20 protein-coding genes are annotated in these 22,212 nt (G+C 69.3%); 3 read left to right on the plus strand and 17 right to left on the minus strand.

The window, feature by feature from the left end:
• Nucleotide 1: 1 nt before the first annotated feature.
• Together OG588_RS39185 and OG588_RS39190 are read right to left on the minus strand one after the other, a co-directional pair.
• A complete protein-coding gene (locus tag OG588_RS39185) occupies nt 2-1,447 on the minus strand; it encodes a hypothetical protein (protein ID WP_405951365.1) in 1,446 nt (481 codons plus the stop codon).
• Between the two features lie 101 nt (nt 1,448-1,548).
• Nucleotides 1,549-2,130, minus strand: coding sequence for a TetR-like C-terminal domain-containing protein (locus tag OG588_RS39190; protein WP_405951366.1), 582 nt, complete (start codon nt 2,128-2,130; stop codon nt 1,549-1,551).
• A 123-nt stretch (nt 2,131-2,253) separates the two neighbouring features.
• On the opposite strand from OG588_RS39190, the gene OG588_RS39195 reads away from it, so the two are divergent.
• The 3 genes from OG588_RS39195 to OG588_RS39205 all read left to right on the plus strand — a co-directional run bounded on the left by OG588_RS39195 (nt 2,254) and on the right by OG588_RS39205 (nt 5,563).
• The gene (locus OG588_RS39195) at nt 2,254-3,531 is read left to right on the plus strand and encodes a YhgE/Pip domain-containing protein (RefSeq protein WP_405951367.1); all 1,278 of its coding nucleotides are present in this window, start codon (nt 2,254-2,256) and stop codon (nt 3,529-3,531) included.
• 116 nt (nt 3,532-3,647) lie between these two features.
• The gene (locus OG588_RS39200) at nt 3,648-4,256 is read left to right on the plus strand and encodes an ArsR/SmtB family transcription factor (RefSeq protein ID WP_405951368.1); all 609 of its coding nucleotides are present in this window, start codon (nt 3,648-3,650) and stop codon (nt 4,254-4,256) included.
• Nucleotides 4,253-5,563 carry an MFS transporter gene (locus tag OG588_RS39205; protein ID WP_405951369.1) on the plus strand — a complete coding sequence of 437 codons (1,311 nt, stop codon included), beginning with the start codon at nt 4,253-4,255 and terminating at the stop codon, nt 5,561-5,563. Before OG588_RS39200 ends, OG588_RS39205 begins: the two co-directional genes overlap by 4 nt.
• A gap of 56 nt (nt 5,564-5,619) precedes the next feature.
• Here OG588_RS39205 and OG588_RS39210 read toward each other — a convergent pair whose 3' ends face one another.
• The 15 genes from OG588_RS39210 to OG588_RS39280 all read right to left on the minus strand — a co-directional run bounded on the left by OG588_RS39210 (nt 5,620) and on the right by OG588_RS39280 (nt 22,194).
• Complete coding sequence (locus OG588_RS39210; RefSeq protein WP_405951370.1) at nt 5,620-6,138, minus strand: hypothetical protein; 519 nt, start codon at nt 6,136-6,138, stop codon at nt 5,620-5,622.
• Nucleotides 6,135-6,704, minus strand: coding sequence for a SigE family RNA polymerase sigma factor (locus tag OG588_RS39215; RefSeq protein ID WP_405951371.1), 570 nt, complete (start codon nt 6,702-6,704; stop codon nt 6,135-6,137). Before OG588_RS39215 ends, OG588_RS39210 begins: the two co-directional genes overlap by 4 nt.
• Before the next feature lie 76 nt (nt 6,705-6,780).
• Nucleotides 6,781-7,491 carry a hypothetical protein gene (locus OG588_RS39220; protein ID WP_405951372.1) on the minus strand — a complete coding sequence of 237 codons (711 nt, stop codon included), beginning with the start codon at nt 7,489-7,491 and terminating at the stop codon, nt 6,781-6,783.
• The gene (locus tag OG588_RS39225; protein ID WP_405951373.1) at nt 7,443-7,631 is read right to left on the minus strand and encodes a hypothetical protein; all 189 of its coding nucleotides are present in this window, start codon (nt 7,629-7,631) and stop codon (nt 7,443-7,445) included. The genes OG588_RS39220 and OG588_RS39225 overlap by 49 nt, the downstream gene beginning before the upstream one ends.
• A complete protein-coding gene (locus OG588_RS39230) occupies nt 7,628-8,428 on the minus strand; it encodes an ABC transporter permease (protein ID WP_405951374.1) in 801 nt (266 codons plus the stop codon). The genes OG588_RS39225 and OG588_RS39230 overlap by 4 nt, the downstream gene beginning before the upstream one ends.
• Before the next feature lie 5 nt (nt 8,429-8,433).
• On the minus strand, nt 8,434-9,237 hold the full coding sequence (locus OG588_RS39235; protein WP_405951375.1) for an ABC transporter permease: 804 nt from the start codon (nt 9,235-9,237) through the stop codon (nt 8,434-8,436).
• A 1-nt stretch (nt 9,238) separates the two neighbouring features.
• A complete protein-coding gene (locus tag OG588_RS39240; protein WP_405951376.1) occupies nt 9,239-10,249 on the minus strand; it encodes an ATP-binding cassette domain-containing protein in 1,011 nt (336 codons plus the stop codon).
• A gap of 34 nt (nt 10,250-10,283) precedes the next feature.
• Nucleotides 10,284-11,456 (minus strand): MFS transporter, encoded by a 1,173-nt coding sequence (locus tag OG588_RS39245; RefSeq protein ID WP_405951377.1) that lies wholly within the window; start codon nt 11,454-11,456, stop codon nt 10,284-10,286.
• Nucleotides 11,453-14,320, minus strand: a complete 2,868-nt coding sequence (locus tag OG588_RS39250) for a glycoside hydrolase family 2 TIM barrel-domain containing protein (protein WP_405951378.1) — start codon at nt 14,318-14,320, stop codon at nt 11,453-11,455. The genes OG588_RS39245 and OG588_RS39250 overlap by 4 nt, the downstream gene beginning before the upstream one ends.
• 27 nt (nt 14,321-14,347) lie before the next feature.
• Nucleotides 14,348-15,214 (minus strand): carbohydrate ABC transporter permease, encoded by an 867-nt coding sequence (locus OG588_RS39255; protein WP_405951379.1) that lies wholly within the window; start codon nt 15,212-15,214, stop codon nt 14,348-14,350.
• The gene (locus OG588_RS39260) at nt 15,211-16,179 is read right to left on the minus strand and encodes a carbohydrate ABC transporter permease (RefSeq protein WP_405951380.1); all 969 of its coding nucleotides are present in this window, start codon (nt 16,177-16,179) and stop codon (nt 15,211-15,213) included. The genes OG588_RS39255 and OG588_RS39260 overlap by 4 nt, the downstream gene beginning before the upstream one ends.
• A 20-nt stretch (nt 16,180-16,199) precedes the next feature.
• Nucleotides 16,200-17,465 (minus strand): ABC transporter substrate-binding protein, encoded by a 1,266-nt coding sequence (locus OG588_RS39265; RefSeq protein ID WP_405951381.1) that lies wholly within the window; start codon nt 17,463-17,465, stop codon nt 16,200-16,202.
• 225 nt (nt 17,466-17,690) lie between these two features.
• Nucleotides 17,691-19,556, minus strand: a complete 1,866-nt coding sequence (locus OG588_RS39270; RefSeq protein ID WP_405951382.1) for a glycoside hydrolase — start codon at nt 19,554-19,556, stop codon at nt 17,691-17,693.
• Nucleotides 19,557-19,567: 11 nt separating this feature from the next.
• Nucleotides 19,568-20,821, minus strand: coding sequence for an ROK family transcriptional regulator (locus OG588_RS39275; RefSeq protein WP_405951383.1), 1,254 nt, complete (start codon nt 20,819-20,821; stop codon nt 19,568-19,570).
• Nucleotides 20,822-20,949: 128 nt separating this feature from the next.
• Entirely contained in the window at nt 20,950-22,194 is a 1,245-nt protein-coding gene (locus tag OG588_RS39280; protein WP_405951384.1) for an FAD-binding protein, read from the minus strand.
• Between the last annotated feature and the right edge of the window lie 18 nt (nt 22,195-22,212).

Here is a 22,212-nt window from a genome sequence, read left to right on the forward strand (position 1 = left end):
CTCACTCCCCAACTACGTCTCGCACCGGCCTCGTTCGAGGGTCCGGCTGGTACATCCATACGGCATGTGCGCGCAGCGCCGAAAGCCCTTGATAGGTCATCCAGATGGGCTGGCGCATTTCCTCGGTCGTCGTGAACCCGGACCCGTCCCGGCTCCAGGACCAGATGCCGTCGGTCTGCGCCGCCCACACCGCGGCGGCCGCGCCGTTCAGCAGTTCCCGCCAGGTGTCCTCGAGGCCGTCCTGACGCGCGATCTCCTGGGCGCCCGGGGTGAGCAGCGCGCGCACGATCCAACTCGCCGTGAAATGCCGGACGTTGAGCACCTCGTGGTGCGAGGAGTCGTCCGGGTGCCGTCGGCGTACTTCCTCCCGCAGGTTCGCCAGGTCGGCGCAGTTGTCGTGCCCGGTCGCCGGGCAGGCCAGCAGCCAGCGCACCCCGTCCTCGCGCGCCGACCGCTCCACGGGCCCCTCGCCCAGGACAACGGCCGCCCGGTCCAGGGCGACCACGGCCTGCGCGGTGTGCAGGGCGGAGGGCTGGGCGGGGTGCCCGACCCAGGGGAGCGGGGAGAGACGGTGGCTCCAACAGCGGCGGTGCTGGCGCTGCGGATCGGAGAACGCGCCGTCGACCAGGGCGCCGCGCAGCACGGGAATCGTCGGCGCGTCCGGTGCCGCGCGCAGCAGCCCCCGCATCACCGTGGTGACGACATGGGTCAACGCCCGCCCCGTACCGTCGAGTTCACGGGTGAACCCGGCCTCGCAGCGCGCCACCTCGTCCGCCAGCCGCTCCCGCGAGGCACCCGCCCGGGCCAGCGCGCCCAGCACCATCGCGGTGACCTCCGGGCGGGCCACCGACCCCTGCGAACGGGCCGACCAGCCACCGCCCTGCAGCCGTAGCCGCCACAGCGTGTCGATGAGGTCGCCGGTGTGCAGCCGGCCGTCCGCCACCCCCAGGTCCAGCACGATGTGCAGCCCGTACGCGGTGGCCAGCGAGGTCGGCCGGGCCGGGCCGTCCAGCTCCTGGAGGGAGTGCGGCCAGCCGACGAGACGGCCGCGCACCGGGTCGTCCACCACGGCGACCTGCGCGGCGAGGGTGTCGTAGGCCGAAGTGAACACCTGGGGCAGCGGGCCGGGGGCGTTCGGCGCGAGGGGCGCGGGCGTGGTGAGGGGTGTGGGTCCTGCCGTGCGGGCGCGGAGCAGGGCGGCCGCCAGCCAGGTCATCCCGACCGTGGCGAACCCGCTCAGCCCGGAGATCAGATACTTGGCCGGTTCCCCGTCGATCGAGTCGGGTAGCACGCCGAACAGGAACTGGAACACCGCGTATCCGGCGGCCACACACCCGAACCGGCCGAGCCAGCTCACGAAGCGGGTCGGCGGGCTCCCGCCGGGAGTCGTCGGACCGGGCGGCCCCGGGGCCCTCAAGGGACCACGTCCCAGTTGCTGTTGAGACAAGGCGCGCTCCCTCCCCCCTGGGTGGCACGTGACGTTCGCGAAGTTTCCAGTCTAAGTGGTCAGCGATACACCTGGGGCGCGGACCGGAACCGGCGTCTCCGTCACCCCGGTTGACCCTCACGCGGCCAGTGCGTCAGCGCGACATGCAGCGCGTCGACCGCACGCTCCCAGGACCGCCGCACGTCACGCGGCGCGCCGAAGCCGCCAGCGGACTCCAGGGCGCAGTAGCCGTGGAACGTACTCCTCAACAGCCGTACGGCGTCGGTGAGATCGGGTTCCTCCAGGCCGTAGGAGCGCAGCATGCCGTAGGTGATCTCGGCGGTGCGGCGCAGGGCGGGGGAGTCTGAGATCAGGGACTGGTCGACGCGGATCTGGGTGGCCGCGTACCGGCCCGGGTGCTCCAGGGCGTACGCCCGGTACGCGTCGGCGAAGGCGCCCAGTGCCTCCCGGCCCGTGCGGTCGGCGACCGCGACGGCGATGCGGTCGATCAGCTCGCCGCCCGCGAGGAAAGCGACCCGGGTGCGCAGGTCCTGGAGGTTCCGGACGTGCGAGTACAGGCTCGCGTCCTTCACGCCGAAGCCGCGGGCCAGCGCGGACAGGCTGACGTTCTCGAAGCCGACCTCGTCGGCGAGGTCGGCGGCGGCCGCCACGACCCGGTCGGCGGTGAGTCCCGCGCGCGCCACGGCCCACCACCTCTCCTCTGACCTGCGAAAACCAGAACCCCTAGGACGATAGCCAATAACAACAGGGGTGTCCGGCGCGTTTCCGCACCGCCTCCAACGGATCCGGTACCAGACTTGCCCACCATGGACGACGACTCCGGCACCCCCGCCCCCACCGGCCTCCGCGCCACCGCACTCCTCGGCCGCCCCAAACTGTGGCTCATCCCCACCGTGCTCACCGGCCTGCTCGCACTCCTGCTGTCCCTCCTCTACATGGGCGGCATCGTCAACCCCAACCGCGAACTGCGCGACCTCCCCATCGCCCTCGTCAACAGCGACACCGGCAAACCCCTCACCGGCCAGCAGCAGAACCTGGGCACCCGGATCGCCCACTCCATCGTGACCAACTCCGGCAGCCGCGCGGCCGGTTGGCGTCAGCTCACGCGGGCCCAGGCCCAGGACGAACTCGACGCCGGCAAGGTCTACGGCGCCCTCGTCATCCCCGCCGACTTCACCAACTCCGTCGCCGCACTGACCACCACGAACGCCACCGCCCGCCCGACCATCACCGTGCTGACCAACCCCGGCAAGGGCAGCCTCGGCTCCTCCCTCGCGAGCAAGATCTCCTCCACGGCGGCCCAGCAGGCCTCGCTCACCATCGGCAAGCAGCTCGGCGCGGCGGCCACGCAGGCCGACGCCACGCAGAAGCTGTTCCTCGCGGACCCGGTGCGGATCGTCACCCAGGTCGGCCACCCCATCGGCGACAACAGCGGCATCGGCCTGACCGCCTTCTACTACACCCTGCTGCTGGTCCTGGCCGGTTTCATGGGCGGCAACGTCATCAGCAACGGCGTCGACACCGGCCTCGGCTACGCCGACAACGAGATCGGCCCCTGGCACACCCGCCGCCCCACCGTCCCCATCGACCGCACCCAGACACTGCTCCTGAAGATGGTCATGACGGCCGGCATCACCCTCCTCAGCGTCTCCCTGATCATGCTCGCCAGCGTCAGCATCCTCGGCATGGACGCGACCCACATCCCGCTCCTGTGGATCTACTCCTACTGCGCGGCCCTCGCCGTCGGCCTCGGCGTCCAGGCCATCAACGCCGCGTTCGGCGGGATCGGCCAGCTGGTCTCCATGTTCGTGTTCATCGTCCTGGGCCTCCCCTCCTCCGGCGCGACCGTCCCCCTCCAGGCCGTCCCCGGCTTCTACCGCTTCCTCTCCCACTTCGAGCCCATGCGCCAACTCAGCGACGGCGTAAGGGCGATCCTCTACTTCGACGCCCGCGGCGACGCGGGCCTCACCCGCGCGTGGACCATGATCGGGATCGGTACGGCGATCGGCCTGCTCTTCGGTTTCGCGATGGTCCAGTACTACGACAGGAAGGGCCACAAGCGCCTGACGCCGCAGCCTGCTTGAGGCACCCCGATTGCGGCGCCCCGATCGAGGCGCCCCGATTGAGGCACCCCGCTCCCAACTCTGCGGCTGGATCTGAGAGTTGACTCTCAGGCTTTCTGAGAGAACACTCTCAGACCATGGATTCCGGCAACCGCTTCGGCGACCTAGAGATATCCGACCCGAAGACCATGCGCGCGCTCGCGCACCCTGTACGGCTCGCGATCCTCGAACGCCTCCAGCGCCACGGCCCCGCCACCGCCTCCCGGCTCTCCCCGCACGTGGGCGCCACCCCGTCCGTCACCAGCTGGCATCTGCGCCATCTCGCCGGCTTCGGCCTGGTCCGCGACGCCGAGGGCGGCACCGACCGGCGGGAGCGGCGCTGGGCGGCGGTGGCACGGGGCTTCCGCGTCGAGGTGCCGGAGGACGCGGAGGGCTGGTCGGCGGCGCGGCTGCTGGCCGGCGAGATGTTCGCCCGGAACGCCGACCTGCCGCTGCGCTGGCTCACGGACACGGCACCCGGACTGGAACCGGAGTGGACCAGGCTGGCAGGCGCGAGCAACACCCGGATCGTGGTGACGGCGGACGAACTGGCCGCGCTGAAGGACGCGTTGGAGGAACTGATCGCGCCGTACGTCGTCCGAGCACCGGACGAGCGGCCCCCGGGCAGCCGGGATGTCCGGCTCCTGACGTACGCGCTGCCGGAGGGCGCCGGGAACGAGGGCGACGACACGGACGCCCCGGAGTGAAGGGCGGTCGGGTCCTCCGGCCGGGCCCGGACTCACTGTGGCGGGACCGCCGCTTCGTACGGTTCTGGTGCGGCCAGTCCGTCTCCCAGTTCGGTGACCGGATCTCCGAACTCGCCCTGCCGCTCATGGCGGTCGGCGCGCTGCGCGCCTCCGCGAACCAGGTCGCCCTGCTGACCGCCCTGGTCTGGACACCGAACCTCCTGGGCCTGCTCCTGGGCGCCTGGGTGGACCGTCGACCCGGCAAACGCCAACTCATGCTGCTCGCCGACCTGTTCAGAGCCGCCGTACTGCTCACCCTCCCGATCGCCTACGCCCTCGACACCGTCACGCTCGCCCAGCTGTACACGGTGGCGCTGCTGACCGGCGCGGCGGCGGTGGTGTTCAACACGGCGTACTCGTCCTTCTTCGCCCACCTCGTGCCGCCGGAGTCGTACGTCGAGGCGAACAGCAAACTCAGCGCGAGCAGGTCGGTGTCCTTCATCGCCGGTCCCGCGGTCGGCGGTGGTCTCGTCCAGGCACTGACGGCACCGGTCGCGGTGATCGCGGACGCGCTGTCGTTCGTGGCGTCGGCAATCCTGGTCGGACGTACGCGAGTTGACGAACCAGTGCCAGTTCAAGTGCCAGTTCAAGTTCCTGTTCCTGTTGCTACGACGTCGGCCGGCCCTTCGCTGCTGCGGCGCGCGAGGGAGGGGCTGACCTTCGTGATCCACGAGCCCGTCATGCGCGCGGGCCTGCTCTGCACCACGACCGTCAACTTCTTCACGTTCCTGTCGGGCACGGGCCTGCTCGTGCTGTTCGCCGACCGGGTGCTCCAACTGTCGCCCGGCGCCATCGGGTTGGCGTTCGGGTTGGGTGCGACGGGCGGACTCCTGGGCGCGGTGGCATCCCCGGCGATCGCCCGCCGGATCGGCATCGGCCGCAGCATCGTCGTAGGCGCCGTCCTGTTCCCGGCCCCCTTCGCCCTCATCGCGGCGGCGACCGGCCCGAGTTGGGCCTGTCTCGGCACCCTGGGCGCGGCCGAGTTCCTCTCCGCCTTCGGCGTGATGCTCCTCGACGTCAACCTCAACTCCCTCCAGACCTCGGTGGTCCCGGACGGCCTCCGCAGCCGCGTGGCCGGTGCCTACAGCACGGTCAACTACGGGATACGTCCGCTGGGGGCGCTGGTCGGCGGTGAACTGGCCACGCTGGCGGGCCTGAGAGTGATGCTGATGGTCGCCGCGGTCGGGGGAGCGTTGTCGGCGGTGTGGTTGGTGGCTTCGCCGATACCGGGGATACGGGTGCTGAAGCCGGCGTCCGACCAGTCCTGAGCGGCTCGCGCGCGCACGCCCAGGACCGGGACCGGGGCCCTACCCGGTCAACTCGCTCAGCCCGCGCAGAGCTTCACGTTCACGGTGTCGCCCGTTTTCACGATCTTCGGGGCGTGGGGGGTCACCTCGACCACCGAGTCCGGCTTGCAGCCCGGGCTGTTCACGCTGCTCACCGTGCCGAGCTTGATGCCGCCCTTGAGGAATTGCCCCTTGGTCGTGCGCAGGTCCGTGCCCGTGAAGTCGACGGCGACGGGGCCTCCCCCCTTGCCGAAGTCCAGCAGCAGGATGGCCTTCTTGTCGTCGGAACCCTTGGTGGTCGCCGTGGTCATGGGCTTCTCCGCCGTCGTCGGCGAGGTGCCGCCCGTCATGGACGCCAGGGCCGTGCCGCCGCCCGCCACGATCAGGGCGGCGGCGACACCGGCGATGAGGGTGGCGCGCCTGCGGCGGGTGCGGTGGACCATGTCGGCCGTGTCGAAGGCCGGAGTGGCGGTGGAGTGCGCGAAGTCGTTCATGGCGTTGATCAGTTCCTCTTCGAAAGGTGTGCAGCCGGAGGACCGCGGGTCGTGCGAACTCATCGGGTTCCTTCCGTGAGCTGCTGCGATGAAGGGGTGGAGAGCGCGGGAAACTGGCTTCTCAACCGGTCGATTCCACGAGCCAGTTGGGAACGGACGGTGCTCTGCGAGATCTTCAGGTCGGCCGCTATCTCGGCGTCGGACAGATCGTGGAAGTACCGCAGCACCACCACCGTCCGCATCCGCATGGGCAGTTGCTGAAGGGCACGGACCAACTGGTCCCGGCTGTCGATCCGTCCGTACTCGTCGCCCGGCGCGGCCGGCTCGCCGTCCACCGGGTGCTGAGCCGTACGGCGGAATCGTCGCCAGCGGTCGTTGGCGAGGTTGACCATGATCCGCCGTACGTACGCGTCCGGGGCGTCCTTGGCGCTGATGGTGCGCCACTTGCGGCAAGCCCGCTCCAGGGTCTCCTGGACCAGATCCTCCGCCGCGTCGCGGCTGCCCGTCAGGACCAGCGCGCCCCGGAACAGCGCGGCCGACCGGGCGGCGACGAATCCATGGAAGTCCCCCTCCAGCGAACCGACTCCGGTGCGCCCCGCGCCCGTTGCCCACTTGGCTGCCAGATCCACACGCTCCTCCCTTCCTGTCACCCCTCCTCGACGGGAAAGCCCACGGATCTGCTGCACGGCCCTGACGTGACCTGGGTCACGCCATCGAGATCCTCCTCGTCAGCAGGGCCGCCCCCAGCCCCGCCACGGCCAGCGACGCCAACGCCAACCGCAGGCTCGTCGCCCCCGCCAGCGCGTACGGCAGTCCGGGGTGCACGAGCCCAACTCCCGCCCCCAGCACGACCGTCAGGAGCGACACCTGCACGAAGACCCGGCGCCCCCACCTCGACACGAAGCGATCGCCCACCAGCCGCCCGACGAGGATCGCCACGGTGAAGCACGTGTACGTCGCCGCGCCGAGCGCCGCCCCCTCGTCCAGATAGTCGGCCGTGAACACCGAACTCCACTGCGAGGCCGCGCCCTCGACGAAGGACGCCAGGAACGCGACGGCGGCCAGCAGCACCAACTGCGGTGCGAAACGGTGCCGCAGCGACCGGCGGCGTCGCTCCGCCGCCACCTCCTCGTCCGGCAGGCGCCCGCCCATGATCAGCAGCAGCACCCCAAGTACCGTGCTGCTCACCGCCAGTTGGACCCGCGGTGACACCCCGCCCGCCGCGGGCCAGCACACCGCCAGACCCAGCACCAGCGCCGGGAGTGCCGAAGCACCCGCCAGCACAGGCGCGTTGAGCAGCGCCAGCCCGGTCGCGGACAGGCACAGCAACCGGGTGCTCACCCGCCCGATCAGCACGGTGACCAGAGTCAGCGCGACCAGATCCCCACGGCCGACGTGCTGGACACCACGCCCCACCGCGCGGTGTCCAGCCCCACCCGGTCGCGGATCGCCGGGATACGCGCCATCCAACTGCCCTGTGTGCAGCCGGGGATGATGAAGACCAGGCTGACCGCGAGAGGGGCCCGTAAGCCGGACGGGACCGCCGTCGCGGTCACCCGTTCACCCCCGTGTAGTGGCCCAGACTCCACCGCCACAGCAGCCGCGCCGCGAGATACAGCAGCAGGCCTACGAGGGGTGAGCTCGCCGCCAGCCAGTACGGCACCCCGATGTCGTGGCCGTGCCCGGTCAGTACGGCGGCCGGGAGGAAGGCGACGAAGGCGAGCGGAAGGCCGTAGGTGAGGAAGCCGCCCACCGCTCGGGGCAGGACGTTGAGCGGGTAGTTGCCGAAGGTGCCGAGGAGGTCCTCCACCCAGCGGCTCCAGTAGTCCGCGGACGGGAAGCGCAGGGAGGCGGCGGCCACGGTCGTGAAGAGGGCCGCCTCCAGGAGCATGCCGCCCAGCAGCGCGGCGATCAGGTACGCGACGCGGCCCGCCGTCCAGTCCAGGTGGCTGCGGCTGAGCGCGCCGACCATCAGCCCGCCCGCCACCGTGAGGTCGCCGATCGCGTTGGTGGGGAAGTACTCCAGCTGGGCCTGGCGGTGGACCGGCATCGGGCGCACCAAGTAGATGTCGATACGGCCCTCTTGGATGTACCGGCCGATGCCGTGCATCCGGCCCAGGAACAGCACCATCAGCCCGTGCGCCATCATCCGTGTCGCCGGGATCAGCAGCACGTCCGAGCTGTCCCAGCCGCCCATCCCGGAGAACCGGGTGAGCAGCACGGTCGCGAACACGATCACCGACACCTGCCAGATCGCGCCGATCGCGATCATCAGCAGGAACTCGGTGCGATATTCCAGCTGGGCACGGAAGTTGAGGCGCGTGATGCGCCAGACGATCCGGACGGCTTTCACTCGCGTCAACCTCCTTGGGCCACGACTCGACGGGCGGCGCGCCGCCACAGGAACCGGGTGAACAGGGCCAGGGACGCCACCCACACCGCCTGTAGGGCGAGTTGGGCCCACGCGTCGGACAGCGGGATACGGCCCACGTAGATCGAGAGCGGCACGCTGAGCGTCGCCTGGAACGGCAGGAAGCGGCTCATCGTGATGAACCAGTCCGGGAAGAACCACAGCGGCGCGTACACCCCGGACAACAGGTTCTGCGCGAAGATCAGGATGAGCATCGCGGCCCCGTTGCGGAGCGTCCAGAAGCACAACTGGTCGATGAGGAGCATGACGTAGTACAGGACGAGCTGGCCCAGCAACATGCTCAGCGCGAACACCCCTGCCACGGAAGGTGACTTGGGGGGTTCCACGACTCCGGTCGCGAGGCAGACGACATAGCCGGTCAGCGCCCAGGCCAGGCCGTACATCTGCTCGCCGAACGCCCGCAGCGCGTAGTACCGCTGGGGCGGCAGCGGGCGCAGATACCAGTAGATGATCGTGCCGAAGTGCATGTGCTGAAGGACCGCGTCCCGGCCCGAGCGCTGGTCCAACTCCCGCAGCCGGGAGGCGAGTACGGCCATGACGGCGTACGTCACCGCCTGGTCGCGGGTGAGTCCGGCGGTGGTGCCGGTCTGCGAGTACAGGCCGCGCCACAGGGACGCCACCAGGACCACCTGCACGGTGAGGCGGAGCAGGGCGGCGGTGATGCGGGGCGGGGCGAGCAGTTCGCCGAGCGGGGTGACACGGGCGGCGCGCCAGGCGTGCAGGGCGGCCATCTCAGGCCTCCTCGGCCGGCGGCCCGGCCTGGACGTAGGCGGCCCGCATCACGTCCTCCAAGTCGGCCTCGTCCATGGCGACTTCGGTCACCTCGTAGCGCTCGATGACCTGCTTCAGCGCCTGATGAACGGTCGGCCCCTCGGTCCCGTCCGGGCCGAACACCACCTGCGGGCCGTCCCGCCGCACCAGCGCGATGCCGGGCAGCGGTACGACCTCGGCGTGCGTGTCGGCGAGGGTCGCGCGGATCTGCCAGGTCGAGCCGAACGTGCGGCGGATCTCGTCGAGGGTGCCGTCCAGGACCAGCCGGCCGTGGTTGATGAGGACGACCCGCTCGGCGAGCCGGGCGACCTCGGTCATGTCGTGCGTGGTCAGCAGGACCGTACGGCCGCGCTCCTCCACCTGGTGCCGCAGGAACTCCCGCACCTGCTCCTTCACGACCACGTCCATGCCGATGGTCGGCTCGTCGAGGAAGACGACCGGCGGATCGTGCAGCAGGGCGGCGGCCAGGTCACAGCGCACGCGCTGGCCGAGGGAGAGATGGCGGACCCGGGTGTCCCAGAAGGTGGACAGTTCGAGGAGGTCGTCGAACTCCCGCAGCCGCGCCGCGTGTTGGGCCTGCGGCACCTCGTAGATGTCCCGCAGGATCGCGAACGACTCGCGTACTGGCAGGTCCCACCACAATTGGGTGCGCTGCCCGAACACCGCTCCGATATTACGGGCGTTGCGCTCCCGTTCCTCGTACGGCACCACACCCGCCACCCGCGCCTCGCCGGAGGTGGGCCGGAGAATACCGGTGAGGATCTTGATGGTGGTGGACTTGCCGGCGCCGTTCGGGCCGAGCAGGGCGAGGAGTTCACCCGGGGCGACGTCGAACGTGACGTCGGAGACGGCGTACTTGGGCACGCGCTTCGGGTTGACGAGGGAACGCAGACCGCCGACGAAGCCCGGGCGGCGGACAGTTGTGTGGAAGGTGCGGGACAACCCCCGGACCTCGATGCTGCTCGCGCTCACTGGATCGACCTTCGGGTGAGCCGGAACAGTGCGTTCATGATGCGGACCTCCTCGTCAGTCGGATCAGCCGGACGGTCGCCAACAGCGACGCGCCCGACAACACGGTCAACAGCCAGGGCACCGCGTGGATCCCGGAGGCCTCGATCCCGACGCCGAGCAGCGGTGGAGCCGCCACCCCACCGACGTTCGAGGCCGCGATCACCCACGCCCCGGCGCGCCTGGCCTGGGGGAGCGCCGAGTTGAGCCACGAAAGGCCCGTCGGAAATACCGGCGCGATGAACAAGCCAACACCGGCGTACGCCACCGGTGCCACTCCTTTAACCAGCGTCAACAGCAGACACACCGTCATCCCGGCCGCGCACACCGCGAGGATGCGCTCGGGGGCGTAGCGCGTCGTGATCGGTACGACGAGGAAACGGCCGGCCGTCATCATCAGCCAGTAGACCGAGGTCGCGGATGCGGCCACGGTGGCGGTGTAGCCGACCGTCTCCAGATGTGTCGGCTCCCAGCCGCCGACGCCCGCCTCCACGGCCACGTTGAGGATGTAGAGGACGAGGAAGCCGACGAGGACTCGGGACAGCCCAAGGGATCTGACTTTCGTCGTCGCTGGTGGGGCGTCAGATACACGTGTACGTACGCCACTTGAGCCCGCAAACACCAGCACCGCCGCCAGCACGGCGCACGCTCCGAACGCGTACGGGTAGTCGTCCGGGCCGAGCCAGGCGATGACCGCCGGGCCGAGCACCGCGCCGATGCCGAAGTGCGCGTTGAGTACGTTCAGCATGGCGGTGGAACGGTTGCCGAAGCCGACGGCGAAGAGTTGGTTGAGGCCGTAGTCGATGCCGCCGAAGCCGAGGCCGCCGAGGAACGCGGCGGTGAGCGCGAGGGGCCAGTTCGGGGCGAGTGCGAATCCGGCCGCGCCCGCCGCCATCAGGCCGTAACTCCACGCCAGCAGTGCCCTGTTGCTGATCCGGGAGTGGATCGAGTTGAAGGCGAGGACACCGGCCACCCCGCCCGCGAAGTGCAGGCTCAGGCCGAGACCCGCGCCGGACGGGGAGAGCCCGAACTCGTGGCGCAGGCCCGGGACCGCCGGGCCGTAGAGGGCCTGGAGCATGCCGATGAGGATGAAGCCGACGCAGGACGCGACCGCGGCCGACCGGGCGAAGAGCCGGTCGGCCGCAGGCGATTTCGTGACTATGTCACTCAACTGGTCTCCGGGGTTTTTGCGAACACGAAGGAGAACTCGGTGGGTTGGGCGTTCAGGAAGTACTGCGGGAGCGGGCCCGGTCCGCAGGACTGCGAGCCGATGCCGTGCTGGGCGTGGTCGAGGTTCACCCAGACAGTGCCGCCGGGGGCGAGGTCGGTGCGGTGGGTGGCCGCGTCGAGCTGCTCCGTCGTCCAGCGGCGGGCGGTGAACCAGAACTCCGGGTCGCCGTCGATGCGCAGCCCGCCGATCTCCGCCCAACGGACGTCCGGGCGGGCGCCGTTCTCCTGCGGGCGGACGTAGGGGGTCTGGAGATCGTCGACCGTGGACTCCCAACGGCCCAGCATCGAGGCCGACTTGGTGTCCGGGTATCCCTCGCCGGGACCACCGCCGAACCACTTCACGCGGTCGGCGCTCGCGTCGAGGCCGAAGCGGACACCGAGCCTCGGCAGCGGGAACGTCCAGTTGCCTTCGGGTGCCACGGACACCGTCAGCCGTAGTCGCGAGCCGTCGGAGGTCCAGCGGTACACCGTGGCGAGGCCCACCTCCCAGGCGGCGGGTGCCACCCGGGTGCGGACGGTCAGCGCGTCCTCGCTCAACTCCACGCCGTCCAGGCGGTGTCGCATGCGGTGCAGGCCGAACTTGCGCCAGAGCAGGCCGAAGCGGACGTCGGTCTGCCAGGACGCGCCGTCGTCGTTGTCAGTGGGCGCCCGCCATACGTCGAGGCGAAGACCGGTGAGGTCGACCGCGCCGATCGTCTTCAGTTCGCCTGTGCGCGCGTCGAAGGTGGCCGGGCCGAGGGTGATCCGTCGATCGGCGAGTACCGGACCGGCGAGAGCGGAGACGGACGGCAACGGGCTTGCTGTGACCGGGAATTGGCCCCAGCCGATGACATGGCCGATGGCACCCCATGCGGTGTCGGACGCCAGCGACGCCCGTACCGTCCACTGGGATTCGGTGCCGTCGGACTCCGTGGGCGGTTCGGGCAGTTTGACGTCGGCGGACTCGCCGGGTGCGAGTGACGGCACGGTGAGGGTGCCCGACTCGACTGTCTCGCCGTCCACTTGGTACGACCACGTGAAGGCCAGGGCGGAGAAGTCGGCGAAGTCGTACGCGTTGGTGATGCGTACGGTGCCGTCCGCGCCGTCGCCGGTGATGCGGACCGGCTCGATCACCTTCTTGTACTCGATCAGGCCGGGGGAGGGGGTGCGGTCCGGGAAGACCAGGCCGTCGCAGACGAAGTTCCCGTCGTGCAGCTCCTCGCCGAAGTCACCGCCGTACGCGAAGCCGTAGCGCTCGTCCTTGATGCCGTGGTCGATCCACTCCCAGACGAAACCGCCCTGGAGTCGGTCGTACGACTCGAAGAGGCGCTGGTAGTCGGTGAGTCCGCCGGGGCCGTTGCCCATGGCGTGGGCGTACTCGCAGAGGATGAAGGGGAGTTGGCGGCGTTTGTGGGTGCCGCCGTCCAGGTCCCGGCCGATGCGCGCGACCTCGGCGTGGTCGGCGTACATCCGTGAATAGACGTCCGTGTCACGGCAGTCGATGTCGCCCTCGTAGTGCACGAGGCGGGAGTCGTCGCGGGCGTGGATCCACTCGGACATGGCCGTGAGGCCGCGACCGGTACCGGCCTCGTTGCCGAGCGACCAGATGACGATCGAGGGGTGGTTCTTGTCGCGTTCGACCATGCGGGCGGCGCGGTCGAGGAGGGCCAGGGTCCAGCGGTCGTCGTCAACGGGGTTGTCGCGCCAGGCCTGTTCGGTGAAACCGTGGGTCTCCAGGTCGCACTCGTCGATGACCCAGAGGCCGTACTCGTCGCACAGGTCCAGGAAGTCGGGGTGCGGCGGGTAGTGCGAGGTGCGGACGGCGTTGACGTTGTGCCGCTTCATCAGCAGCACGTCCTCCCGCATGGTCTCCAGGTCGAGGGCGCGGCCCTTCTCCGGGTGCCATTCGTGGCGGTTGACGCCCTTGAAGAGGATCGCCTTGCCGTTGACCTTGATCAGGCCGTCGGAGAGTTCGACTGTCCGGAAGCCGATGCGCAGCGGGAGGCGCTCGCCCTCGGTGGTGAGCAACCCCTCGTACAGGTACGGGGTTTCGGCCGTCCACGGCTGCACCGGCACGGTGACCGGCTCGCCGGTCGCGACATCGATGTCCAGGGCCGGCACGGTGATCCGGCCGTCGACGTCGGAGTCGACGCGCAGGGTGCCCGTACCACCTGTGTGGTCGTAGGAGGCGTGCACGAAGAAGTCGAGGGCGCTGCCCGGCGGGCGGTGCAGCAGGGTGACGTCACGGAAGATGCCGGGCAGCCACCACTGGTCCTGGTCCTCCAAGTACGAGCCCGCCGACCACTGGTGGACGCGGACGGCGAGCACGTTGCCGCTCGGTTTGAGCAGGTGTCCGACCGCGAACTCGTGCGGCAGCCTGGAGCCCTTGAACTCGCCGAGGTCCGTGCCGTTCAGCCAGACCCGGGCGCAGGACTCGACGCCGTCGAAGCGCAGCACCGCCCCGCCGTCCGAGGGCCACTCGGACGGCAGGGCGAAGGTGCGGAGGTGATCGCCGGTCGGGTTCTCGGTCGGGACGCGGGGCGGGTCGACCGGGAAGGGGTAGAGGTGGTTGGTGTAGATGGGGGAGCCGTGACCCTGGAGGACCCAGTGGCCGGGGACCGTGACCTCGGCCCAGTCCCCGGCGTCGTAGTCCTCCTCGGCGAACGAGTCGTCCTCGGCGTCGGCCGTCGCCGACACACGCAGGCGCCAACTGCCGTTCAGTGACAGTGACTTCGTGTCCGGGGACGCGTACCGGGCGCGGGGCGGGAGGGCTCCGCTGCCCGGCGAGACGTCCTCGATGTAGTCGGCGACGGTGCTGGAAGTCATCGGTCTCCAGGTCGTGAGATGCGGGTGTCAGCCCTTGATGCCGGTCTGCGCGATGCCCTGGACCAGCCAGCGCTGGAGGAAGAGGAACACGAACACCAGGGGCAGGATGGAAACTGCGGTGGCCATGAAGATGAGGTGGAAGTTGACGGTCTGGTTCGTGATGAACGACGACAGGGCGATCTGCACGGTCCAGGAGTTCGGGTCCTGGCCGATGACCAGCGGCCAGAGGAAGGCGTTCCAGCCGCTGATGAAGGTGATCGTGGCGATCGCCGCGAAGAAGTTCAGCGAGTTGGGCACGACGATCCGCCAGTACGCGCCCCAGTAGCCGAGCCCGTCCACACGCGCCGCCTCCTCCAACTCCTTGGGGAACCCCAGGAAGTACTGCCGGAAGAGGAAGCAGGTGAAACCACTGAAGAGGCCCGGGATGATGAGGCCCCGGTAGGTGTCGACCCAGCCGAGCGACGAGACGAGGACGAAACTCGGCACGAAGGTAACGGCTGTGGGGACCATCAGGGTCGCCAGGACGACGTAGAAGACCTTGTTGGAGTGCTTGTACGGGATGCGGGCCAGGCCGTAGCCGGCCAGCGAGCAGACCAGGAGGGTGCCCACGGTCATCAGGACGGCGACGACCGTGGAGTTCCACAGGGCGCGGCCGAACTGGACGGTCTGGTCGTCGAAGAGCTCGGAGATGTTGCCCCACTGGAACGAGGGCAGCAGCCGCCAGTTCTCGCCGGTGATCTCCGCGTCCGTGGAGAGGGCGTTGCGGAGGATCAGGTAGAAGGGGATCAGGAAGAGCAGGGCGGCGACGCTGACGGCGAGGTACAGGCCCGTGTTGCCGAGGACGCCGCCGCGCTTCTTCCGCTTCTTGTTCAACTGCGGTGCGGTGGTGGTCACTTGCCCTCCTCACCCCTTCCGAAGCCCATGATCTTGCCCTGGGCGAGCGTGACGATGCAGATCAACAGGGACAGGATGACCGCGCCCGCGCTGCCCGCGCCGTAGTCCTGGTTCGTGCCGAGAGCCGCCTTGTAGAGCTCCATGAGCGGGGTCTGCGCCCAAGTCGCCTTGGTGGTGATGAGGTTGTAGAACTCGTCGAACGCTTGGTACGCGGCGATGAGCAGCAGCAGGATCACCGCGGTGGAAGTGGCGCGGAGTTGGGGCAGGGTGATGTACCAGAACGTCTGCCAGCCCCGTTTGGCGCCGTCGATCTCGGCGGCCTCGTACAGCTCGGCCGGGATGTTCTGCAGCGCCGCGAGGAACAGGATCATGTAGAAGCCGGACTGGATCCACAGCCGCAGGCTCACCAGCACCACCCAGTACCAGGGCGGGCTCGGGTTGGACAGATAGGCGATGTTGTCGACGCCGAACCAGCCGAGGACGGTGTTCGCCAGGCCGAAGCGGACACCGGTGAAGAGGGACATCTTCCAGATCAGCGCGGCGGCGACGTACGAGACGGCGGTCGGCAGGAAGAACACCGACCGGAAGAACGCCCGCATGAACCGGAGTTGGTTCACCAGCAGCGCCAGACCCAGCGACAGTGCCCATGTGGTCGGCACGATGAACGCGGCGAAGACCGTGAACGTCAGCAGCGAATCAGGGAAGTTGCTGTTGGTCAGGATCTGCTTGTAGTTGTCGAAGCCGATGAAATGGCTCGGCGTGACGGTGTAGCGGGCGTCGAAGAAGCTGAGCCAGATGCTCCATCCGATGGGGACGAAGACGAAGATCACCAGGCCGATGAGGAAGGGGCCGGTGAAGAGCCAGAAGTTCAGGGTGGCGTTGGACCGCAGGCCCCGCCGCGGCCGGGCCTGGGAGGCCTTGGCCGGGGCGGGTTGGGCGACCCCGCGCGTGGTGGTGGTCGACATGTCGTGTTCCGTCCGCCGGCCTATCCGAACAGCTTCTTGAGCTCGACATTGACCTTCTTGTCGCAGGCGTCGAGCGCGGCCTCAGGGTCGCCGCCCTTGCGGACACTGGACGCGATCACGTCGTTGAGGGCGGTGATCATCGTCTGGTCCCAGGCGATGTTGTCGAAGTGGCCGTAGTCGGTGAAGAGCTTGACGGCCTCGGCCGGCAGGCCCGACTTGAGCTTGGTGGCCTGCGCGGCGATCGAGCTGCGCGGCGGGACGTGGAAGCCGTACGAGAGTGCCCAGTCCTCCTGGTACTTCTTCTGCTCGATCCACAGCCACTTCACGTACGCCTTGGCCGCCTCGACGTTCTTGCCCTTGGCGTTGACGAACATCGACCAACCGCCGTTGGTGACCGACAGCTTGCCGTTGTCGCCGACCTTCGGGAACGGGAAGATGCCGAGGTCGTCACCGAGCGCCTTCTGCATGGCCGGCATGGACCACAGGCCGCCCCACTGGATGGCGCACAGGCCCTGGTTGAGCGAGGACGGGTCCCACCAGTCGGTCGGCGCGTCGAGGAGCACATGGCCGCTGGTGAACAGCTGGCGGAGTTGCTTGAGGCCCTGGACGACGGCGTCCGTGTGGTAGGCGATCTGGTTGTTCGCGTCAAGGGTGTCGGCACCGGCCGACCAGATCAGGTTGCCCTGGACCGGTGTGAAGTCGTTGCCGAGGTCGATGCCCTTGACCTTGCTGGTGGTCAACTTGGCGGCGGCTTCCAGCAGTTCGTCCAGCGTGGTCGGGACCTCGACCTTGGCCTTCTCCAGCATCGACTTGCGGTAGTAGAAGAACTGCGGGTCGTCGATCATCCGGACCCCGTAGATCTTGCCGTCCACGGTGTGCGAGTTGATGTCGGCCGGGTTGAAGTCGTCCTTGACCGGATCGATGATGTCGCTCAGGTCGGCCACCTGGCCGCTCTTGACCAGCTGCAACTGTGGGTGGAACTCGAAGACGTCGGGCGCCTGCTTGGTGAGCAGGGACGAGAAGAGCTTGGCCTCGAAGTTGGTGCCGGTGATCCAGGTGGTGGACACGTTGGCCTTCGAGTAGGCCTTGGCGTACCGCTTGATGGCCTGTTCGGTGCCCGCCTCGCCGTAGGCGTGGAAGAACTGGACGAGGTTCGTGCCCGAACCGGAGCCCCCGCCCCGCCCGTTGTTGCCGCCACAGGCGGCCAGGGTGCCGGCCGCGGCCATCCCTGCGGCCGCCCGGAATATCGATCGTCGGGACCAGTTGCTGTTGCTCATTGCCGACATGGTGACGTCCTTGTCTCTCGCGCGGCTGCGGCTCCACGGCTCCACGGCTGAGTGGCGGCCGGTGGCTCAAATCGAGGTGCGGAGCGGGACGTTAACCTTCGCCTAAGCCTTCGGCAAGGGGTTGGACGAAGTCTGTTCGAAGCGTTGTGTAGCGTTCGGGATACCGGACGTGACGAAGGCGCGGGCCGCCGTGAAGGCGACCCGCACCCCGCACTCAGGTGGTCATTACACCTTCGACCAGGCCTCGTTGGCCCCGCCGTTGCAGCTGTAGAGGATCACCTTGCTGCCGTCCGCAGTCGCCTGCCCGCTCACGTCGAGGCACTTCCCGGACGCCTCGCTGAGGATCTGTCCGTTGCCGTTCAGCAGCCATCGTTGGCCGGGATCACCCGTGAAGTCGGCGGCGGTCGTCAGCCCCGAACTCCCCACCGTCAGATACCCGTTGGCGCTCTTCAGGCCGCCCTTCGCGTCGTACGACCATGTCTGCTCGGCCCCGCCGGTGCAGGTGCCGAGCGCGGCCCCTGAGGTGTCCGCCGTCAGGCACTTGCCGGACTGCTTGCCCTGGAGGGCACCGGTGACGGCCGTCGAACTCCCGTGTCCCTTACCGCCCTTGCTGTTCTTCTGGTCGAAGACGTACGTCGTGATCGAGCGGGCCGCGAGGCTCGTGGACACCGTGGAGCCGCTCACGTCCGGCTTCGCGACCTTCGCCCAGTTCTCCGTGGCCGACGTCCGGACCGCCTGCGTCGCCCGCACCGGAACCTTGCTGTTGAAATGCAAATTCAGCGAAGTGTCGGTCGTGTTCTGGTTGTTGACCACGACGACCCACTTGCCGTCCCGGTCGTACGAGCTCACCTCGACACCGCTCGGCGCACCCGTCACGTTGTGCGCGACGGAGCCGGGCCGCACGAACTTGCTGTACTGGCCGAGCGCGTAGTACCGCTTGGTGAAGTACAGCGCCTGGTTGCCGTTCGTCGCATAGTCGGGGTCGTAGTAGACCAGCCCGTCGTTCCAGCCGACGTCGTTGCGTGCGGCCGGGTCCGTGCCGTAGCCGCTGGCGAGCGCCACCCACCACTGGAACGCCGAGTCGTGCGAGGTCGCGAAGTCCTTGTAGACGATGCGGGACATGAGCAGGGCGTTGTCGATCGTCGGGTCGTACTCCTGGTTCCAGCCCGTGCCGCCCTTTCCGAAGCAGCAGATCTCGGTGGCCCAGGAGGTCTTGCCGACCGTCTTCGCCGTCTCGTAGACATTGCCCAACTGGCCGTCGTTCGGGTTGTTGTACGTGTGATGCGCGAGCTTCGACACGTACTGCGCGGTGTCCGGCTGGGAGATCCACTGCGGGACCTCGGTGGAGAAGCTGACCGTGCTGCTCGACTCGTCGGCGATGATGCTCGTCTTCTGGTGCCGGGCCTGCTGCTCGGCGCCCAACGCCCGCACGATGTCGTCGCGTTGGTCGACGGTGACCTGCATGCCCTCCTGGCCGCAGTCGCCGAAGGTGTTGTTGGGCTCGTTGAAGGGGCTGATGTAGTCGAACCTCGCGCCCTGCTTCGCGAAGTGGGCGGTGACGTCGGCGATGTACTTCGCGTAGTCGCTCTCGTTCTCCGGCTTCAACTGGCCGCCGCAGCTCTGCCCGTTGGTCGTCCACTGTGCGGGCGCGCTGTTGACGAAGCCGATCAGGTCCTGCACGCCGTACTGCGCGGCGTACTTGAGGAACGTCCGACCGCCCTTGTCCTTGCTCCAGTCGTAGGTGCCGTCGGCGTTGAGGAAGTCCTGGGCGGCACGGGCGGGGGTGGTGACCGCGGTGCCGCCACCGCCGATGTTGTAGCGGTAGGAGGACAGGTCCAACCCCTGCTTGGAGAACAGGAGTTGGGCCACCCGAGCCTGGACCGCGGGCGTGAAGTTCTGGAGGTCGTTGACCCACCAGGCGCCGGATGCGCCGATGTTGTCGATGGTCTGGGCCGCGTGGGGGGAGACTTCGGCCGGTGCGACGCCGTCGGCGTTCGCGGGCGGCGCGGAGAGCAGGGCCCCGGTGACAGCGAGCGCGGCTGCCGCTGTCGCGAGGATCGTTCTCCTGGGGTGGGGGTGAGTCACGTGCATCCCTTCCGTCGTCATGAAGGTGGTGCGATACGGCTCCTCGTGATCTTCTTGCCGGCCCTCTGCCCGACCGACTGAAGTGCCCCTTCGAGCGCGAACGTTGCCGCGCCCAGGCACGCCGGGTCGGTGAGGATGGGGGAGAGGACGATCCGGGTGGCGGCGAACGGCCGCCTGAGCGCGTGCCGTTGGACGGCCTCGCGCACCTCGTGCAGCAGGGGCTCACCGAGCCTGCGGGCGACCCAACTGCTGAGCACGACGACTTCGGGGTTGAGGATGTTCACCAGGTTGGCGATGCCCGCACCGATGTAACGGGCCGTCTCCCGGACGACCTTGAGGGCCACGGGGTCGTTCGCCTCCGTGCCGTGGGCCAGGGCGTCGATGGTGGCCGTCTGGTCCTCGGGGTGCAGCAGCGGGCTGTCCGGGCTCAACTCCCTTAGGTTCAGCATGATTCCGGGCGCGCCGACGTACGCCTCGACGCAGCCGTGGTTGCCGCAGCGGCACAGCCGCCCGTCCAGGACGAGCGTCGTATGGCCCCACTCGCCGGCGCTGTTGCTCACCCCCCGGTACAGCGCCCCGCCGAGCGCGAGCCCCGCGCCGACGCCGGTCCCGAGGTTGACCACCACCGCGTCCCCGCGTCCGCGCGCCGCCCCGAACCACATCTCGGCGACCGCGCCGGCGCGCAGCGGGTTGTCCAAGTACAGGGGATAGGCGATCACTTCGGACAGCAGGTCGAGCAACGGCACGTCGTGCCAGTCCCAGTTGGGCGCGTACTCCGAGATACCGGTGTCGCGGTCCACCTGGCCCGGCACGCTCACCCCGACGCCCAGCACCCGCGCGCCCTCGATGCCGGCCTGCGCGACCACCGAGCCGACGGCGGCGGCCACATGGCTGACCACCTGCTCGGGCAGGCTCTCGCCGGGGCGCATGTCCTCGTCGGCGCGGGCCAGCACGTTCAGTCCCAGGTCGAAGAGTTCGACATGGACGTACGTCTCCGCTATGTCGACGCCGATCAGCGCGCCCCCCGACGCGTTGACCGCCACGAGACCGCGCGGGCGACCCCCCGCCGAGTCCTCGAAACCGACCTCGGTGATCATGCGGAGGTCGAGCAGCTCACCGACGAGGGTGGCCACCGTGGCCAGGCTGAGCCCGGTGGCGGCGGCCAACTCCTGCCGGGAGGTGGGCGATTCGGCGATGATCTGGCGCAGTACCTCGTAGCGGTTCGCGGTACGGATGTCGCGTGATGTGCGCTTCGGCGGAGTGGCCGCCATCCCTTCCCCCTCGCGTCATGCCGAGGCACGACGGCATCGGCGCGCCGCAAGGCTATGGGCAGCGGCCGACGTTCGACAAGGGGTTAGGAAAGGGGCCATACAAAGTCGCCGCCCAGCCGGCCACACGGTCAGTCGCCCAGCACGTCCCGGACGAAGGAGTTGGCGAACTTGCCTTCCGGGTCGAGGTCCCGCGCCAGCGCCGCGAAGTCGCCGAGCCGCGGATAACGCCCGCGCAGCACCGCCGCCGGAGTGGTGAACACCTTGCCCCAGTGCGGCCGCGCGTCGAAGGCATCGAGTGCCTCCTCCAGCCGTCGCACCACGGGGAGCACGCGCTCCGTGTCCTCGATCCAGGTGAAGTGCAGGGCGACCGTGTCCCGCCCGTACGAGGGGCTCATCCACTGCGCGTCGGCGGCGACCGTCCGCACCTCGCAGATCTGCAGTACACCGGCGACCGTCTCCCGGATGCCGTCGACCGCATACAGCGCGTCGACCGCGGCCGACCGCGGCAGCAGGTACTCCGATTGCAGCTCCGCGCCGCTGCTCGGGGTGAACTCCGCCCGGAAGTGCGGCAGTCGCTCGTGCCACGGTCCCGCCACGCCGAGCTGCTCGGTGGTGTTGACCGCGGGCATCCCCGGCACCGGGTGCAGCGCCACGGTCGCGGGCGTCGCCCACGGGAAGTCGACCGGCGGCTGGTCGGTGCGCCGCTTCAGCCACACCTGCCCGAAGCGTGGCTCCCGCCAGTCGGTGAACAGACTCACGCTGTACGCCGATGCCGCCACCGTCTCGAAGTCCAGCCCGGCGAGCGGGAGTTCGGTGAAGACGTACTGCTCGACCTCGAAGGCAGGCTCCAGGTCGAGAGTGAGGGAGGTGACGACTCCGAGCGCGCCGAGGGAGGTCACAGCGCCGTCGAAGCGGTCGTCGCCGCGCGCGATCGTGACGGTGGAACCGTCCGCCGTGACGATCTCGACCTCGCGGACGGCCGAGGCGAGCGAGCCGTTGCCGACGCCCGAGCCGTGCGTGCCGGTCGCCACCGAACCGGCCACCGAGATGTGCGGCAGGGACGCCATGTTGGGCAGCGCGAGGCCGTGCGCGTCCACCCGGCGGGCCAGCTCGGCGTACCGGACGCCGCCCGACACCCGTACCGTACGGGCGGCCGTGTCGACGTCGAACTCGGGCGGCAGCGCGGCGATCGACAGCAGGGTGCCGTCGGGGCCCGGCTCGGCGATCTCGTTGAAGGAGTGGCCGCTGCCCAGCACCCGTACCCGGGCGCTCTCGGCCACGAGGGACCTGAGGGCGTCGGGTGTGCGCGGGCGGTGGAGTTCCTTCGCCGCGTAGGTGATGTTGCCGGCCCAGTTGGTGACCGTCTCCGTCATCCCTGTCGTCCCTCCGGG

This window comes from Streptomyces prunicolor, assembly GCF_045162825.1.
Taxonomy (GTDB): domain Bacteria; phylum Actinomycetota; class Actinomycetes; order Streptomycetales; family Streptomycetaceae; genus Streptomyces; species Streptomyces prunicolor.